The organism is Variovorax sp. Soil_C_33, assembly GCF_057656935.1.
Genome location: NZ_JBDGJK010000005.1, coordinates 256085 through 272149, shown reverse-complemented (window position 1 = coordinate 272149; position 16065 = coordinate 256085). Strand labels below are relative to the sequence as shown.

The 16065-nt window shown below is 62.4% G+C and carries 14 protein-coding genes; 1 reads left to right on the top strand and 13 read right to left on the bottom strand.

Annotated features, from left to right (window positions below):
• Positions 1-1241 precede the first annotated feature (1241 nt).
• On the bottom strand, positions 1242-4643 hold the full coding sequence (locus tag AC3A6B_RS10615) for a patatin-like protein (RefSeq protein ID WP_487836671.1): 3402 nt from the start codon (positions 4641-4643) through the stop codon (positions 1242-1244).
• 313 nt (positions 4644-4956) lie between these two features.
• On the bottom strand, positions 4957-5451 hold the full coding sequence (locus tag AC3A6B_RS10610) for a hypothetical protein (protein WP_487836670.1): 495 nt from the start codon (positions 5449-5451) through the stop codon (positions 4957-4959).
• 458 nt (positions 5452-5909) lie between these two features.
• Here AC3A6B_RS10610 and AC3A6B_RS10605 point away from each other — a divergent pair, with 458 nt between their 5' ends.
• The gene (locus tag AC3A6B_RS10605; RefSeq protein ID WP_487836669.1) at positions 5910-6200 is read left to right on the top strand and encodes a hypothetical protein; all 291 of its coding nucleotides are present in this window, start codon (positions 5910-5912) and stop codon (positions 6198-6200) included.
• Between the two features lie 200 nt (positions 6201-6400).
• On the opposite strand, the gene AC3A6B_RS10600 is transcribed toward AC3A6B_RS10605, so the two are convergent.
• The 11 genes from AC3A6B_RS10600 to gspG form a co-directional block, all read right to left on the bottom strand.
• Entirely contained in the window at positions 6401-6862 is a 462-nt protein-coding gene (locus tag AC3A6B_RS10600; protein WP_487836708.1) for a type II secretion system protein, read from the bottom strand.
• Positions 6863-6899: 37 nt separating this feature from the next.
• Positions 6900-7298, bottom strand: a complete 399-nt coding sequence (locus AC3A6B_RS10595; protein ID WP_487836707.1) for a type II secretion system protein — start codon at positions 7296-7298, stop codon at positions 6900-6902.
• A 5-nt stretch (positions 7299-7303) separates the two neighbouring features.
• A complete protein-coding gene (locus AC3A6B_RS10590; protein ID WP_487836668.1) occupies positions 7304-7771 on the bottom strand; it encodes a type II secretion system protein in 468 nt (155 codons plus the stop codon).
• Positions 7771-10134: a secretin N-terminal domain-containing protein gene (locus AC3A6B_RS10585; RefSeq protein WP_487836667.1), complete on the bottom strand. Its 2364-nt coding sequence runs from the start codon at positions 10132-10134 to the stop codon at positions 7771-7773. The genes AC3A6B_RS10590 and AC3A6B_RS10585 overlap by 1 nt, the downstream gene beginning before the upstream one ends.
• A 32-nt stretch (positions 10135-10166) precedes the next feature.
• Complete coding sequence (locus AC3A6B_RS10580; protein WP_487836666.1) at positions 10167-10529, bottom strand: hypothetical protein; 363 nt, start codon at positions 10527-10529, stop codon at positions 10167-10169.
• Between the two features lie 242 nt (positions 10530-10771).
• On the bottom strand, positions 10772-11380 hold the full coding sequence (locus AC3A6B_RS10575; protein WP_487836665.1) for a hypothetical protein: 609 nt from the start codon (positions 11378-11380) through the stop codon (positions 10772-10774).
• A complete protein-coding gene (locus AC3A6B_RS10570) occupies positions 11377-11970 on the bottom strand; it encodes a hypothetical protein (RefSeq protein WP_487836664.1) in 594 nt (197 codons plus the stop codon). Before AC3A6B_RS10570 ends, AC3A6B_RS10575 begins: the two co-directional genes overlap by 4 nt.
• Positions 11967-12659, bottom strand: coding sequence for a hypothetical protein (locus AC3A6B_RS10565; protein ID WP_487836663.1), 693 nt, complete (start codon positions 12657-12659; stop codon positions 11967-11969). Before AC3A6B_RS10565 ends, AC3A6B_RS10570 begins: the two co-directional genes overlap by 4 nt.
• Before the next feature lie 79 nt (positions 12660-12738).
• Entirely contained in the window at positions 12739-14445 is a 1707-nt protein-coding gene (locus AC3A6B_RS10560) for a GspE/PulE family protein (protein ID WP_487836662.1), read from the bottom strand.
• Positions 14442-15617 (bottom strand): type II secretion system F family protein, encoded by a 1176-nt coding sequence (locus AC3A6B_RS10555; protein ID WP_487836661.1) that lies wholly within the window; start codon positions 15615-15617, stop codon positions 14442-14444. The genes AC3A6B_RS10560 and AC3A6B_RS10555 overlap by 4 nt, the downstream gene beginning before the upstream one ends.
• A gap of 14 nt (positions 15618-15631) precedes the next feature.
• The gene (gene gspG, locus AC3A6B_RS10550) at positions 15632-16063 is read right to left on the bottom strand and encodes a type II secretion system major pseudopilin GspG (protein WP_487836660.1); all 432 of its coding nucleotides are present in this window, start codon (positions 16061-16063) and stop codon (positions 15632-15634) included.
• Positions 16064-16065: the final 2 nt, after the last annotated feature.

Sequence of the window (16065 nt, the reverse complement as noted above, 5' to 3'; positions counted from 1 at the left end):
ATAATCGCCGAGCATCGTCAAACCAACTGGTCACTGGCAATCTGACTGCGCCTTTCGGGCGACGATGTGCCAACAAGTTCACGCCCGTTCAACTGGTTCTTGCTGCCACTTGACGGCGTGAATGTTGACCGGTTAAGGAACAGAACCGCGCCGAACACGCGTCCTGGCGCCTATGCGTAATGAGGAGACGGCTATAGCCAGTCATGCAGCAGCTTCGAACGAAGCGGCAGAGCTGCCGCGGCGGCACGGGACGGGGGCTATGCCCAAAAGATCATCGGGAAGTTCTCAATATTGTTGCATCAGCGCAATCGCTTCCTCCCAAGTACGCAATGCCCTAGACGGACTTTGTTGACAACGCGCGAAGATGGCCGGCAACGCAGGGGAAGCACGACGGGGACCAGTCGGTCAATGAACACGTTCGCCTCATGATGACCTGCTCGAGTACTGCCTTTCGGCAGTCTGTGACAACAAAGTCAGGAAGCTGATGGCTTCGGCGAGGAACGTCAGTATGAGAAGGGCCGCTAGCGGGCCACAATCGCAGGGAAGACCTCTTGACTGAGGAGCAGAACCTTCAATGTCGCATCGAGCGGGGAGCCAGCCTTGAACGCTTGTCGCTACCATCAAGGCCGACCCGACCGATCCCGGCAAGTTGGACCGTCACGCGTGTCCCACACCCGAGTAGGTCGTCCAACGCTAAGTCAACAGGAGGCACCGATGATGTACTTAAGTCCTAGCCCAGGAAAGGTCAGATTACCAGGAATAACCACTACGTGCTGCAGAAGTTCCTCGTATCGAGCGATCAATCACTCGTCGGCCCGGATCACTCAGTCATCGGAGCGCTTTTTCGTGGATTGAACATAACAAGGCTTCCCGTGGCGGCCGTGTGTAGGAGCGATTTAGTAATGTCGTGTTCTAGCCAATTTCAAATGTCGCAAAGTCGCCCGACCCAGGTTCTGGGCTTGGGGTACGGCCATGGCGACACCTGCAGCGACGATCACGGCGTGCGGTACCAGGTCTGCATCAGTCGAAGCCCTCTGCCGGCGCGTTCGATCACCACTGCAGGTCTGAAGACGACCTTGAACGTCTACAACTCGGCGATGGTGCGCACAAGAGGGACAGCGAGACGACGTCGAGACACAGCCTAACTGCGATTGGACCTTCGGTTAGGACCGAAGTTTTTTGAGAACCTCTGCGAGGTCGTTCACGAGCACAAAGGGCCTGGTGTGGATGAGCGCGTATGGTCAGGCCTTGTTGATGATCCAGGCCCGCAGTCGTTTATCCCATCGCCCGACCATGTCGGCCGCATCGAGCGCGACAAGACCCAGGACGAAAGCTGCCAAGCCCGCAATAGACCAGATGGTGAGCTCGAACTGGCCGGCTCGATCTGCGACGCGCGCAGAAAAAACAGCTGCAAGGCCGATCGTGGCCATCGCGATGGGCACCTGCAGAAACCGAATATTTATGCTGAACGCAAGTAGCGCCAGCAAGGCGACAACGGCAAGGAACTCCCAGGGGGCACCGAACAACATCGCGACACTGAGCAACACGCAAAGAATGGCTGCGGAAATGGCGAAGACGATTGGGGCACGAATGACTGAGATCGCAAAGCCAAATCCAAGGAGGAGCCATCCAAATTGAACGAGAGGCCCGTCCAAGGAGGATTTGCCGCTTGGCCAGATGCTCAGCAAGACCAGGCATAGGCCGACCATTAGCATCGCCGCGTGCAAAGCGGCGGCCGTCCGACTCTGGCGAGTCAGCCCCTGCGCGACATAGTGAAAGCCGAGCGCTGGAAGTCGCAGTCCGGCAAGCAGAACAGCCAGAGGGCCGAGCTTGGCATTCGTCGCGGAAAGCGTGTTCTGCAGCGTCGCGATGGTCTGAGCCAGCGTACGCGTGAAAAGGTCCGAACCAGCCTCCTTAGTGAAATTCTCCCGTCGCGTCCTTGGGCCGGCCAGGAGGCCGCCCTTCAATTGCGCGACCGCTTGCTCCGGACTGAAGGGAGCATCTGATCGCTTTGGCCGTTCGGAGCTCGTCAAGTCGGACCCTGAGCCCCTCAGATTCTCTCTCAGCGCATTGCCGGCCCACATGGCGTCAGCCCCATTGCTGTGGTCCCGCTCGACGGAGTCGCACAGCGCCGGAAGCTCGTGGCGCAGGATTCCCAGATGCAGCCGCAGGCAAATCGCGGCTTCGCAATGCGGAAGACGATCTGGAACGTTGAGCTCGGGAACATCCAGAAACGCCAACTCTTCGGTGATGCGCGATTGCAGACGGCGGCTTGCCCATTGCCCCTCCAGATAGGACCTCAAAGGTCCTTCGGGTAGGGAGTCCTTGGCGATGTCCATGATGGCGGCGACTGCGCGGGCCCGGCCTCGTGGCGCGTAGATCAGGTGCAGCCGTTTCGGGCTCAACAGGATGGCGACGAGGCGGCTCGCCCCGTCAAGCCTGCCGAAGGTCCAGTCGTTGGCTCGCCAGGATTCCTTGTAGAAGGCGCCAAAGTGTGCGAGCTGCAAGCCCAGCAGTTTGTCTTCCGCATCGGAAACGCCGCCAAGGGGGCTTTCGTTGTTGCCGCTGATCTGAACCAGCTCTATCAGGGAGTCGGACGCAAGCGTTTCGTGATCATTGAATGCGAACTCAACCACCTCCATCTGGAGGATCTTGTAAAGCGCCTCTTCGATCGTGGACTTGTTGAAGATGGACGCGAGTCCCTCTAGTGCGCTGGCCGTAGTTTCATCGGCGACAAGGTATGGGGGCGCGTTGGCTGGCTGCTTTCTCGTCAGTTCCGGAACTTTGTTCGCAGCCTGGTGGACGATTGTCGCGATCCGATAGGCAAGACCGGCGCACTTGCCCCTGCGGTCTCCTTGGGAGAACTCCGAAAACAGCGCCTGCACGGTCTTGTCATGCCAAGCCCTGAGATTGACTGTGGTGACCGGCGGCGCGTAAGTGTCAAGATCCTTTAGCGCAAGATCCATCTGCTTTCGCCAGTGGGCGCGCTCTTCCTCGCGCATGAGAAGGATCGCATCAACAATCCTGTGGGCTTCTGCCCACCAATCGGCAAGTTGCCTGCAATGTTCGGATGTTGGCTTCTGTACGGCATCGAGATGGGCGGCAAGATCCCTGGGACTCCAAGAGGCGTCTCCGTCGTCGGACCAGTCCAACCCAATCCCGGATGCGCCGGCCACTGCTGCTCCCCCTCTGCGTCTGTAGCGCGCGCTCTGGGTGGGCGTCTTGTACTCGGCAAGGGACTGCATCATCCGCAACATGTTCATCATGAGCTTCGAGGCAAACTCGACCGGAAAAAGACCCCAGCCCCATTGCGCGGCGTTGCTGTTGCACGGGTCGTCGGCCGTGGCAGGCCAAGCCGATGGGAGCCACCCGTCACCGGCATCGGCAACGAACTTCTGCTTGAGAGTTTCCTTCCCGTGCTTGCCGATCGCGGTCAACGCTTTGTAGAGCCCGGTGCGGGAGGCTGCGTTCGAGAGGGGCTGAAAGATGAAGAGTTCGAAAGTCGTCGAAAGCCGCCGTGACCGGTAGATGCCGAACAGTTGGTCCGCCATCGCCCGGAGGGTTTGGTCCTGATTCTTGAAAGCCATCGCCAAGCTCACTACACTTTCACGGCGCATTCGAACGTCCATGTTGTGCGCTTCGATCTCCTGGAGCTCGTCCGAAATGGACTGCGACTGGGGGATGCCGACAATCCCGGCAGCCAGCACCGGCGCCAGCCCGGGCATGTCAGGCTTGTCGGGACGCTCGAAGGGCTTGCCGTCGCCCGGGTCAGGATTGATGTAGGCGAGAACTCGTCGTACGCTCACGCGCCGCGGCATCTCGAAAATGCTCTCTCTCGCCCCACGAAACGGCTTGTTGTCCATGACGCCACCGTCGACCACGTACCGTGGCTTCTTCGAGAAGTCCGCTTTTTGATTGTTGGAGAGCCACGGCAAAGCGTCCGCTGTGGATACAAGGGACGGCTCGAACGCAAAAGGAAACGATGAAGTGCTTCGGGCCGCGCGAGCGAGTGCCTTGATCATTTCGTCTTTCTTTGCAAAGACGTCCTTCCCAGCCGACGCCGGGCGCACGTCATGCCTGCGCTCGAAGCGAAAGTGCGCCCGATAGTCGACGTCGTTCACTGGCGAGCCCAGGTCGTCGACGTTTCTGCCCTGGTAGCCCGATAGCAGGGTTGTCGTGAGTCGCAGATCGATCGGCATCACGCCCGGCGCAAACTCGGGCTCAGGTGCGCTCGCCGAGAGTTTTCTGAAGGCCTCCTCAATCGCCGGCAGGAAGTGCTCTTCGCCCTGAAGGAGGGAGCCGGGGTTCTCGCCCGTCGGTGGACGCAAGAGATCGCTGAAGGCGCCTGTGTGCATCCAGACCTCGCGCAATTGAGAGAAGTTCCCGCCGTACAACAACGCGATCGCGAGCGCCGCGCCATTCACGCCGCCTGCACTGGTGCCGCTGATCACGTCGACGCGTGCGGTTGTCCTGGTGAGCTCCATCAGGCCTCGGTAGACTGGATGCTGGTGCGTGATCAGCCGAAAGATCTCGTTGGTCACGCCTCCCATCCAGACGGCCAGGCTGACGCCGCCGTTCATGACCAGCCCCAAGCGGAGCTCCTCCCATTGGCAGCCCTTGTCCGGGCCGTTGTCATAGTCCATGGCCGTCCTCCTGCGGTGGTTGCGCAGAGTCCCCCGGAACGGAGGCTGCCAAGTTCACCGCCGTGGATTGTGTGAGAGCGTGGCCGGCGATGCAATGGAGATCTGCCCGGCGTTGGTGCCAGGTGGAACGACAGATCGAATGCTAGGAGCCTGCTCAAACTCTGGCATGCGTGCATGCGTGCCCGTTCTTGATCCACCCTCCCAGCTCGCGTCGCAGCTAAGAGGCATCCGGCAGCCTTGACCCCACCTAACCTCCTGGCGTGGCGGTCGGCATCAAACTCGCCAGCGCTACGACGTAGCCCAGCCCTGAATCTCAGCATGCGGCTGGGACGCGCGCTGGACATGTGAAGCTGAGGAACTCGAGAACCGCCCACCCCGGAAACTGCGCTTGCAGGTAAGCGATTGCAGTACGGGCCCAGATGAGCGCGAGAATTACTCCAGTGATCCACAGATGGCCACGACGAACCTTCTGTGGGTCGTCTGGATTGAACGCATTTCGTAGCTCGGCATACCCCGTCTCAATTTCGGACACGAATTCAGATTCCCTTTGATCCCACTTCTTCTTGACTGCGTTCGCGGCTGTGACGGCAGCATTCTGAAAGTCGATGATCAAACGCCGATTCTCGTGAGAAAAGACGAGAAGTCCCAACGACAGCAAGATCAACGTACCGATGGAGCGAATGGCGCCGCCAAAGGCGAACACTACAGCCGCAGCGTTGAGGGCCTGAAAATAGGTCCAGAGCTTGTGGTTTGCATCCGTCGACCACCGGAAAGTGCTTATCGCATCTTGAAGTGAGAATGCAGCCATCGAATCCTCCTGCTCGTTGAAATGACACAAGTGTGAGGACGCGATGACGTGCGGTCAAGGTGCGCTCTGCAGGTCGCGCGACCGCCTCTGCTCGAGCCCCGCGGCTGCCGTGCGCGCGCGGACGCGCAAGCCTCGGTGCGCGATCTGCACCCCTAATGGGCGACTTCAGCCAGCAGCGTTCGGTCCCGCCTGCGCGCCGGACACAGTGATGATGCGCGAGACTGGGAGTTCGGCCCTGCGAGGAGCCCAAGAGGTGCATGGCATTGATCGATCGAGGATGCAACCCACCGGCTCAGCAAAGGCCCGGCCGATCAGCGATGCGTCAGCTTAAGGATGGTCTGGCGCGGGGCCTGGATTCAGCGACATGAGACCTCAGCCTGCGAAAGTCGCTGTCAATACTCCCCCGTGGCGCACGATGCTTCGAACTTGGAGACTTTGGCAAAGCCATCCAGAATGACGTGGCCGAACGACAGATTCAACACGAGCCCTGCGGCGCGGCATTCAATATGGAGATCAACACCATGAGTTCTCTGCGCACGACGAATTTCCTTCTGGCCGCGATTGCGATCTTCCTGGGCTTGATCGCATTGAACGACATGATCCCTGACGCCCGTGCGCAGGACACACGCACGGTGAATCTAGTGGGCTGCTATACCGATCAGAAGACCAAATGGTGGGAGGCCTGCGTTGCGACGCAAGTCCGTGTTACCGGTGAAGGCTATCTCCTGACAGTACCTGGACCCAAATAGACTTCCGCAGGCGACTGACGGCAGGTGGGCGGTTAACATAACAAGGCTAGGCCCCGTGTCATGTCATGTCATGCTCAACGCCAAGTTCAGATGTCGCATTCCCAGCAAAGTAGAAAGTCGAATTTCTTTCTTGATGGAGTTTTGCGAACGCAGTAACCGCCTTTGCCTTCGATTGATTGGCCGATCAATCTTTTGCCAGATCACAACGTTTTTCTAGTCCCTGAGCGGATAACCGGTAGCCCGAATACCCAGTCAGCGTAGCTGCCAGCGTCGTCGAATCCCACCAAGGCCGGGGCGAACCCGCTCCTCTGGATTGGTCGTCCGTCGGCCCGGCTGTAAATGCCAACTATGGTTCCTTGCGGATCTCGTACCAGTCCCCATTCCTGACGACCGGTCAGAGGATCCGCATACAGCCGCCGCAAGTGTCTGTGCGTGTTCAGTTGGCGCTGATCCTTGAGGAGTTCCTCCAAGGTCTGTGGTCCGCGTCCCATGGCGGCATTTCCCCCCGCGATTGAAGCAATTGCGTAGCTTCGTAGTGCCTGTTGATATTCCAGACCGATGGCCAGCAGCTGTTGCTCGGCATCTCGCCGCGCAACGGAGGCTCCAATGCTCACTGCGGCGCTCGCAGCAAGACCAATCAGGGCAATGGTCACTAGTAGCATCAGGTATGCAAAGCCGGCCTGCGTCCGAGGCTTGGCTTTACCATTCCGCATAGCTCGTTCCATCGCGCGCCCGACCCTGCGCACCGCTGTGGATGTCATAGACAGCGCCCTTGTAACCCTCCGGCGCAGGTACTAGCTGCCAACCCGTCGCCGTCTCGGTAAGCGGGTCCACCGGCAGCGAGCGGAGATAGTGCTTCTCCACGAGCTCCTGCAGCGAGTCAGGATAGCGTCCAGTGTCCGCATAGAACTTGTCCAGCACTTCGCGTATGGTGCGGAGGTTGTCGCGAAGCACGACCTCCCTGGAAGCCTCGAGCCGGTTGAAGTACTTCGGCGCTACCAGCAGCAGCAGAGTCGAGACGATTGCAAGCACAACCAGCAGCTCGATCAAGGTGAAGCCGGCCACGGACCTGCGCCGGCAGATAGTCACTCCAATCATCGCATTCACCACTGTGTGAGAGGCACGCGGTTGAGACCGATCAGCGTCGAGCGGCTATAGACGTCGTACACGTCATCACCCTCTTGTGGGTCAGTCGCCTCGCTTGCATATGAACGCTTGCCCCAGGTTGCAGCTCCGTCCACGCTCTCACCCTCGTGAAAGGGGTCGCGCGGAATACGACGCAGGAAGAAGATCTTGATCTGCTTAGGGTCACGCTGATCCTTCGCGCCGTCTACCAGAGCCTGGAGGGTCGACGGATAGCCGCTGGCTCCAGCCGTTTTGGCGATACGTCCTTCGTCCGAAGCCCGCTTGTAGGCGTCGATGGCGGCACGGATCTCGCGTAGGGCGAGACGAAGCTCATGTTCCTTCACGCGGTGCACTTGCACTTGGGCCACCGGTACCACCATCGTGGCCAGCACAGCCAAGATCCCCAGCGTGACCAACAGCTCGATCAACGTGAATCCACGCTGCATCAACGTCGTCCGTCTGGGCCGGCGGCCAACGCGCGGGGGGTCACTCGGACCGTCAGGGGAACGGAGGGCGCGACCGTGGCGGCGCTACCACCCAGGGCGACAGCAGCTACATTCAAAACCTGAACTCGGGCGTCGGCCCCGCCGCCTCCGATCGCTTCAAACCCAACGGTCGCGAGCACCCCGGAGCCATTGGCTCCACTGTTTCCGGTGCGCGTCGCTGTCATTAAGATTTGGCCGTTCGGGTCGATCCGGTTGGCAAAGTTGGTCTGACCGCTATCCGAGCGCAGGAAGGCGCCCTCCATGACCGACGTTACCCGGAGCACCCGGGGGTCATAGCTGACGGCCAGAGGAACACTGACCAATGGCTGCTCTGACTGCATCATGATCTGTACCGTGAAACTCTCGCCAGCCTTGACCGCGGCGGGGCCCTGAAATTGCAGGACGGCAACTTGCGGTGCCGCGGAGATGCTGCCCGTGGGCTTGTTGCTCGTTTCCGTAGTTTTGCCTGGCACAGGCTGGGCGCCGGCAGGTGCGGCAATCACCGACTGGTTCGTGGCAGAAATCGTGCCGGTCTCCCGTCGAACGCCTCCCTCCGGCGCGTTGCCGGCAGGCCCGGCGCCACCCACGAGGCGACCGCCCAGGCTGTTCTCCGTCCCAGCTTCGAACTCCATGAACGTCGCGTCGGGTCGCCGGACGTTGCGCACGATACGCGGCGTGATGGACAGCACGATCTCGGTCTTGCTTCCTTCGTCTGTCTGTTGGCCAAAAAGGCGCCCCATGACTGGCACATCGCCCAGCGCAGGCACCTTTGTGCCATTGCGACGATCCTCGTCGTTGATGAGTCCGGCGAGCACCTGGTTTTCTCCATCGCGCAGACGCAGCACCGTCTGCGCCGTGCGCGTGCCGATCTCGTAGGCGAGCGAGCCGGACTTCGTCTGCACCCTGTCAATGATGTTGCTGACTTCCAGCGCCACCCTGATTGCCACCTCGCCGTCCAGGAAGATCGTCGGCTCCACTTCCAGCTTCAGGCCGACATCCACGTAGCTGATCGATTCGGCCACAAAGCCAGTGGAGGTCGATGTGGATGTGATGTTGGGGACGCGCGCGCCAATGAGGACCTTCGCCTTCTCGCGGTTGCGCGTGCGGATGCGCGGGTTGGCCAGGATGTTTGCATCGCCATCGGTCTTTTGCGCATTGATCGTGACGGGGGCCAGCGCCGCGCCGATCGTCGAACTGTTCAGTCCACGCAGATCCTCCAGCGTGAGGGTCGCGCCGCCGTTGGCAGGCAACGGCGTGAGCGCGAGTTGTCCGGGCCAGCGGACGCCAAGGTCCAGCAAACGCGTGCGCTTGACTTCAAGGATCTCGACCTCCAGCATCACTTCCGACTCCGGCACGTCATGCACCGCAACGAGCTTCTCCGCCAGGCGAATTGCGTCGGGACTGTCGCGCATGATGACCAGGTTGAGCTTGTCGTCAACTACCACATCCCGGGTCTTGAGCATTGCCTTCAGGGTGGCGCCAACCGTCTTCGCTTCCGCGTTGGCCAGATAGAAGCTCTTGACCACCATGGGCTGATAGTCCTTCTGCTTGGCCTGCGTGTTGGGATAGATCAGCACGGAGTTGCCGTCGATCACGCGTTGATCCAATTGGTTCGTCAGCAGCGTCAGGTTCACGGCATTTTCGACCGTGGAATTCTTGAGGAAGATCGAGGTCTTCTGGTCGATGTTGACGTCCTTGTCGAAGACGAAGTTGAGGCCTGCCGTGCGCGACAGGACTTCAAACAAAGTCTTGAGCGCCACATCTTTGAATTCGATAGTGATGGGCTTTCGGAAAGCGGCGGCCAGAGCCGCGTTCGTAGCCGGACGGGCCGTGGCTTCTTCGAGCTGTCGTAGGGCGGAGCGCGCGTCCTCGCGGTAGGGGTCTTCTTGAAGGATTGCTTTGAGCTTCGTGCGCGCGGTATCGAGATCCTTCTTTTCCGAGGCCGCCAAGGCTTCCTGCATCCACTGGTCGAGGCGGCGCTGTTGCTCGAGGACGTGCAGCCCGCTGAGCGCCCGCTCGTTGGTGTCTTGCATGGCCAGTACGCGGCGGTAGGCCTGCTCGGCCGCATCAAGCCTCCCTTGTCGGCGCAGGGCTTCGGCCTGATCGATCAACCTTCGGAAATAGCGTTCACGGACCTGCAGCAACGCCAAGCGGTACCGGATCGCGCCGGGTTCGAGCCGATTGGCCTCTTCGAACTTCGGCAGGCTCTCTGCGAGCTGACCTTGGATTGCCAGTTCCTCTCCCTCCTGAAAAGCACGCTGCGCCGCGCAGCCGGCCAGGCACGCGGCCGCGCCCAGAATCAAACCAAGACGTCTCCAGGTCAATCGACGTTCCTCTCTCCGTTCCATGTTTCCGCTCAAGGCCCCTCCCCGATCGCCAAGCTCTGCGGCTGGCGCAGAGGCAGGTAGCTCAGGGTCAGCACGGGCGGGGCAATGTGCTCGACCTTGTACTGACCTTCAAGAATCTGCCCGTCGCGCGCGATAAAGGTCTGGTCGCCGCGCACCAAGTACACCTCCCAACTCTGTCCCTCCTGTTTCTTGCCAACGTAGACATAAGGCAGAGGAGGTGCCGCAGGGGGCGCCGGCGGCACGGATGGAGGCGGCGGGGGTGGTGGGTTCCAGTTGCGAATGCCAAACAGGTCGCGCGATTCGGGTGGTGTGGCCTCGTCGTGTGCGCGGACCAACTGATCGCGCGGCACCAATGCGTCCAGCGCTTCCACGGACGCCGAAATGTTCGGTGGCCGCAAGCCATCGGTGGCGGATGGTCGCGATGTTGCGGAGCTTGGCATGCTCGGAGCCGAGCGGGTCGGCTCGCTGGGTGCCGTGGCATTAGCTGGCGTCTTGTCCCCGAAGACGGCCAGCCAGGTCGCAGCGCCCAACGTCGGAAGCCACAGCCACCAGCGCCGATTGCGCGATGTACCTGTGGGAGAAAAGGAAGTTCGGAGGGCCATCGGTCGCTCACTCATTCGGCTCGGGTGCCAGCGGACGCAGGCTGCGGTGAAGAGCCCGAAGAGATTGAAGGAGTGAGCCACAGCGACCAGCGCAGACGCACTTCGAGTTCAGTCTGGCTGATGCTCTCGCGATGGGCGGCCACTTGGTCCAGCGATACGTTGGGCATGGCACGCAGCACCGATTCGATGTATTGGCGCAGACGCGGATAGCTGGCCCGCACAGGCTGGCTGACCTGCAATTGCAGGATGCCGTTGGCAGAATGGAGGCGCTGCTGATAGTCCCCCTGCGGCAGCTGAATCTGCTGGGCCGCGGCCAGGGCTGACATCTGCTGCAACAGCTCGGTCCCAGCCGGGGCCTCTTGCAGCATGGCGCGCAAGGCGGCCACCCGTTCAGCATTGGTGCTTTCCGGTGTGGGGAGGGGGCGAGGAGGAACCGCGAGTGCGCGCGCAAGCTCCAGCTCGACCGAGGCACGCGCCTGTTGCAACGGGAGGAGCACCGCCAGATGCAGCAGCACCGCGCTTGCCACCGCCGCGGCGGCCAGTGGCCATGCCCACCCGTGACGCCACAGCGCAATCTGCGCGCTCACACGCCGCTGGCGCCAGTAAACGGCGGGCATCATGATGATGTGCGCTCCTTGGGTGCACCAAGACTCACAGTTCCGGGGCGCTTGAACCGCAGTTCCAGCGTCAAGCGAATCGGACGCGTGCCGTCCTGATCGTTCGTGTCGTGCTTGCGGAGAATCAAGTCCTCGAAAGGCCCGGAAGTGCGCAACACCTGGCCATAGTCCAGCAAGGTCTGCAGGGTCTTGGCCTCGGCCTGCAGACGGACGATCCCTTGGCGCGCGTCCGGCTCGATGGAAACCAGGGCCACGTCCTGCGGTGTCGCGGCCTCGAGGGCATCGAGCAGCGCGGACCATGGTGTGTTGAGCTGACGCGTGAGCTGAACCCATTCAGCACGCTGCTGCGCACTAAGGCTTCCGACGCCCGCGGCCGCCGGGGTCGATCTGCTCGGGGTGGGCATTTGACCCATCAGGGCATCGAGCTCCCGGTCGAGGGTCCAAATCCGCCACCATGCGGAACCGCCCGCAGCGAGCGCCATGACAAGAATTGGCAGAGCCAGCCATGAAAGGCGGCCCCCGTCATGCCCGAGCAGCTTTCGGCGCAGGGGCGTCGACCCTTGCGCGAATTCCAGGTGAATCGACCGCCTCATGCGGCGCGCTCCGTCTGTGTGTATAGCGCGAGCGCCGCCTGCGCCTCGTCCACGGCAACGATCGGGTCGATGTCAACGCGCACGACCCCAGTCGGCAGGTCCGTCAGCGAATCGGCCGCGCCTGCATCGCACCAGTGCAGCGTCCCAAACTGCAGCTGAGCGTCGCGCAGCATCTCGATCTGCAGCTGAGCCAGACACTGGGCCGCAAGTTCTGCCGCCGGAGCCTGCGGATGCACCGCCCAGGTGGCTAGGCAATCGACCCAACCTGCGCGGCAATGCCAGAGTGTCATGCAGCCCGGCGTGCGCAGCGCTCTCCAAGCATCAGCAGGCCACCACGCGGCGCGCGTCGCCGCGCTCCAGGCCGTCTGCCAGCGCACCGGTATGCGGGCGTCGCGTGCCAGCAGCTCGATCGATTCGGCTGCATCGCGCGGCAGTCCTGCGCACACGAAAGGCCGCCCTGCCCTCCAGTCACCCGTCACCCACCAGTCTTGTGCCGAGCCACCGTGCAGATGGGCGCAGCGGGCCGCGGCCACCAGCTTCAATTCCCGGAACGACGCCACATCGACAGGAGGGACTTGCAGCCAGTGCACTGCAAGATCGCTGGCCACCACCATGTCGATCGCTCGGGGTGGAGATTGCATCCTGGTCGCCCAACCCGCACGGAAGCGTTCCGGTGTCTGCGTTTCCATCGTTCCGTCCGGTGCGCGCCAGGCGATCGCGTCACGCGCCAGCCCCAGGGTTTGACGGCCTCCCGTAGGCTGGTCGGACCTACGCCGCAACAGTGACACGTCGCACCTCCTCGAGCGTTGTGCGTCCCGCGCGTGCCAGATCGAGCGCGGCCTGGGTCAGGCTGCGTGTGCCTTTTCGGTAAGCCGCTTCCTTGACCACGCGCACAGGCTGCTTGGCCACGATCAACTCGCGCAGCTCGTCGTCCAGCCGCAGGATCTCGGCCACCGCCCAGCGGCCCTTGTAGCCGGTGCCGCGGCAATCGCCGCAACCCAGACCTTTACGCAGCTCGAACGCGGCCAGTTCGTCAGTCCCCAGGCCCAACCGCGTCAATTCCTGTGCCGAGGGCATGTAGGCCGCGCTGCAGTGCGGGCAGTTCAGCCGCAGCAGGCGCTGCGCCCAGATCCCGTTGAGGGCTGACACCAGCGCATAGGGGTCCAGTCCCATGTGCGTGAAGCGGCCGAACACGTCGAAGACGTTGTTCGCATGCACGGTGGTCAAGACCAGGTGGCCGGTCAGCGCGGACTGCACCGCTATCTCGGCCGTTTCGCGGTCGCGAATCTCGCCCACCATGATGGTGTCCGGGTCGTGACGCAAGATGGAGCGGAGGCCGCGCGCGAAGGTCAGTCCCTTCTTCTCGTTCACGGGGATTTGAAGCACGCCGGGCAGCTGGTACTCCACCGGGTCCTCGATGGTGATGATCTTGTCGCGTCCCGTGTGGGTCTCCGACAGCGCCGCATAGAGCGTGGTGGTCTTGCCCGAGCCCGTGGGACCGGTGACCAGCAGCATGCCGTAAGCGGAGCCCATCAGTTCGCGCAGCGTCGCAATGGAAGTGACATCGAAGCCGAGGCTGTCCAGTCGCAGCGAACCATGCGCCGCGACCATGGCCTGCTTGTCCAGGATACGGATCACGGCGTCCTCACCGTGGATGCCGGGAATGATGGACACGCGCAGGTCAATCTCGCGGCGCTGGGCGCGCACGCGGAAACTGCCGTCCTGCGGGATGCGGCGCTCGGCGATGTCCAGGTCCGCAAGCACCTTCAGGCGCGAAATCGTCTGCTCGGCCAAGGCCACACCGGGCACCTCGGTCACCGCGTCGAGGACGCCGTCCACGCGATACTTGACCGCGAGCCCTCCTGGAGTGCTTTCCAGGTGCACGTCGCTGGCGCCTGCGCGCAAGGCGTCATACAGGGTGGAGCTCACGAGCTTAATCGCGGGGCTCGCCGCGTCCGAGACGCTGGCCAGCGACAGCTCCACAATGGATTCGTCGTTGGTGGCCATATCACCCGTGCCCGCGGTCGAAAGCGTATCCATAGCACGAGACTGTGCCTCCTGCTGGTTCAAGTACGCGTGGATGTCGTCGGGAATCGCCAGCACGAAGCGCAGTGGTCCCTGGGCCAAATGCGCGAGCTGCGTCCATAGGTCACCATCCAGCGGATCGGGCACCACCGCGATGAAGCCCAGCGGCCGGTCACCCTGTTGCACCGCATCGCGCATGAGCACCGCACGTAGCGACTGCGCCCGAGCCAGCGGCAGGCGATCGAAAGCTGCTGTGCAATGCGCCATCTCGGCCATTTCCCAAGCAGGAAGACCCAGGGCAGCAGCAAGCGCACGCACCGCCTCGCGCGGCGCGCAGGCTCGCTGCTGCGAGAGTCGCTCGACTGGCGCTTGGCCTCGACCACGAGCGGCCCGCAGATCGGCCCAGTCGATGGTCTCTGCGTTGCTCGCCGCCGCCTCATTCCTACTCATTGCAAGCTCCCGGCGAGATCGAAAATGGGCATGTACAGAAGGATGACGATTAGGCCGATGACCAGACCAATGAGCGCCATCAGCACCGGCTCGAACGCCTTGCTGAAGCGCTCGATCCAGCGAGTCGTCTCCTCGTCGTGGAAGGCTGCGGCGCGCGCGAGCATGACGCCCAGTTGCCCTGATTGCTCACCCACACGCAGCAGTCGCAGGGCCACGGGGGTGCTCAGGTTCTGGCGCTGCAGCGCGTCGGACAGCGAATCGCCACCCTGCACGGCCTCGCGCACGCGCTCGAGCGCCAAGGCGCCTTCGGGCTGGAGCGCGGCTGTGGACAGGCGCAACGCCTGGGTCAGAGGGATTCCACCTTCTACGAGCATTCCCAGGGTCATATAAAGACGGGAGAGCTCCATCAGATCCAGTTTCGTCGCGGCGCCGGGCAGCAGCCGCATCAAGCGCCAGCCCAACGCTGCGGCGCCCTTTCTCGTGAACGCCCAGGCGACAGCGATCAGTGCACCCGCGAAAGCACAGAGTAGTGGGGCCGCATGCTGGCTCGCCAATGTGCCCCAGCGCATCAGCAGCGCAGACGCCCAGGGCAGAGGCCGGCCACTGTCGTGGTAAACGGCGGCGAACTTGGGGACCACATAACCCAGCAGGAACAAGCTCACGATCGTGCCTACCACTAGCAAGATGGTGGGATAGATCGCCGCGCTCATCACCTTGTGCCGCACCGCCTGCATCCTGGTCTGGTAGTCGGCAAAGCGCGTCAGCGCGCGCGGCAGGTCGCTCGTTCCCTCGGCCGCCTGCACAAGGCCCACAAAGAGCGGGGGGAACACGCTGGATTGCTGCTGCAAGGCTGTCGACAGGCGCTCGCCCGCACGCAACTGCTGCGCCAAGCGCGCAATCACCGCCCGGCGCCCCGGCTGCGCGTCTTTCTCGCACAGTACGTCCAGCGCTTCGACGATGCTCAGGCCCGCTGCCAGCAGCCCGTTCAGCTCCTGGGCAAATAGCAACAATGGGAAGGTCGCCTCGCGGCGAATACCCTTGCGGGGTCGGATCGACAGAGGCGCGAGCCGCTGCGTCAGCGCTTGTGAGCGTGCGTCGGCTTCATCGGCCGCCTCCAGCAGTAGCGACTGGATTTGCTGCGAGGCGTCCAGTGCGCGCACGAGAAACTGCATGGGAAGATGAGTGTTCAGTCGCTAGTGATGTCGGCGGCGTCGCCCGTCCCACCAGGCTGGCCATCCTTGCCGTAGGACAACAGGTCGTAGTCATTCTTGGCGCCAGGCGCCTTGTAGATGTACGGACGCCCCCAAGGATCCGCCGGAACTGCTTTGGTCAAATATGGGCCTTGCCATTTGGGCGCGGCCGCGCCAGCCGACTTCTGCATGAGCCCGCCCAGCCCTTCTTCGGTGCTGGGGAAGGCGCCTACGTCCAAACGGTACGCCGCCAGTGCCTTGTGAAAACTCTCTATCTGGGCCTTGGCGAGGGCCTGCTCTGATTTTCCGATCTGGCCGAAGTACTTGGGACCAACATACGCGGCCAGCAGGCCAATGATGGCCACCACCACAAGCAATTCCAGCAGCGTGAATCCGAGATTCGAACGACGTCGACGGGCGTGGACCATGG

Bases quoted from the DNA above. Each gene is read 5' to 3' on its own strand.
- gspG (WP_487836660.1), bottom strand. From the start codon at position 16,063: ATGGTCCACGCCCGTCGACGTCGTTCGAATCTCGGATTCACGCTGCTG.
- AC3A6B_RS10590 (WP_487836668.1), bottom strand. From the start codon at position 7,771: ATGCAGCGTGGATTCACGTTGATCGAGCTGTTGGTCACGCTGGGGATC.
- AC3A6B_RS10570 (WP_487836664.1), bottom strand. From the start codon at position 11,970: ATGAGGCGGTCGATTCACCTGGAATTCGCGCAAGGGTCGACGCCCCTG.
- AC3A6B_RS10615 (WP_487836671.1), bottom strand. From the start codon at position 4,643: ATGGACTATGACAACGGCCCGGACAAGGGCTGCCAATGGGAGGAGCTC.
- AC3A6B_RS10595 (WP_487836707.1), bottom strand. From the start codon at position 7,298: ATGATTGGAGTGACTATCTGCCGGCGCAGGTCCGTGGCCGGCTTCACC.
- AC3A6B_RS10565 (WP_487836663.1), bottom strand. From the start codon at position 12,659: ATGGAAACGCAGACACCGGAACGCTTCCGTGCGGGTTGGGCGACCAGG.
- AC3A6B_RS10610 (WP_487836670.1), bottom strand. From the start codon at position 5,451: ATGGCTGCATTCTCACTTCAAGATGCGATAAGCACTTTCCGGTGGTCG.
- AC3A6B_RS10560 (WP_487836662.1), bottom strand. From the start codon at position 14,445: ATGAGTAGGAATGAGGCGGCGGCGAGCAACGCAGAGACCATCGACTGG.
- AC3A6B_RS10600 (WP_487836708.1), bottom strand. From the start codon at position 6,862: ATGCTACTAGTGACCATTGCCCTGATTGGTCTTGCTGCGAGCGCCGCA.
- AC3A6B_RS10555 (WP_487836661.1), bottom strand. From the start codon at position 15,617: ATGCAGTTTCTCGTGCGCGCACTGGACGCCTCGCAGCAAATCCAGTCG.
- AC3A6B_RS10575 (WP_487836665.1), bottom strand. From the start codon at position 11,380: ATGATGCCCGCCGTTTACTGGCGCCAGCGGCGTGTGAGCGCGCAGATT.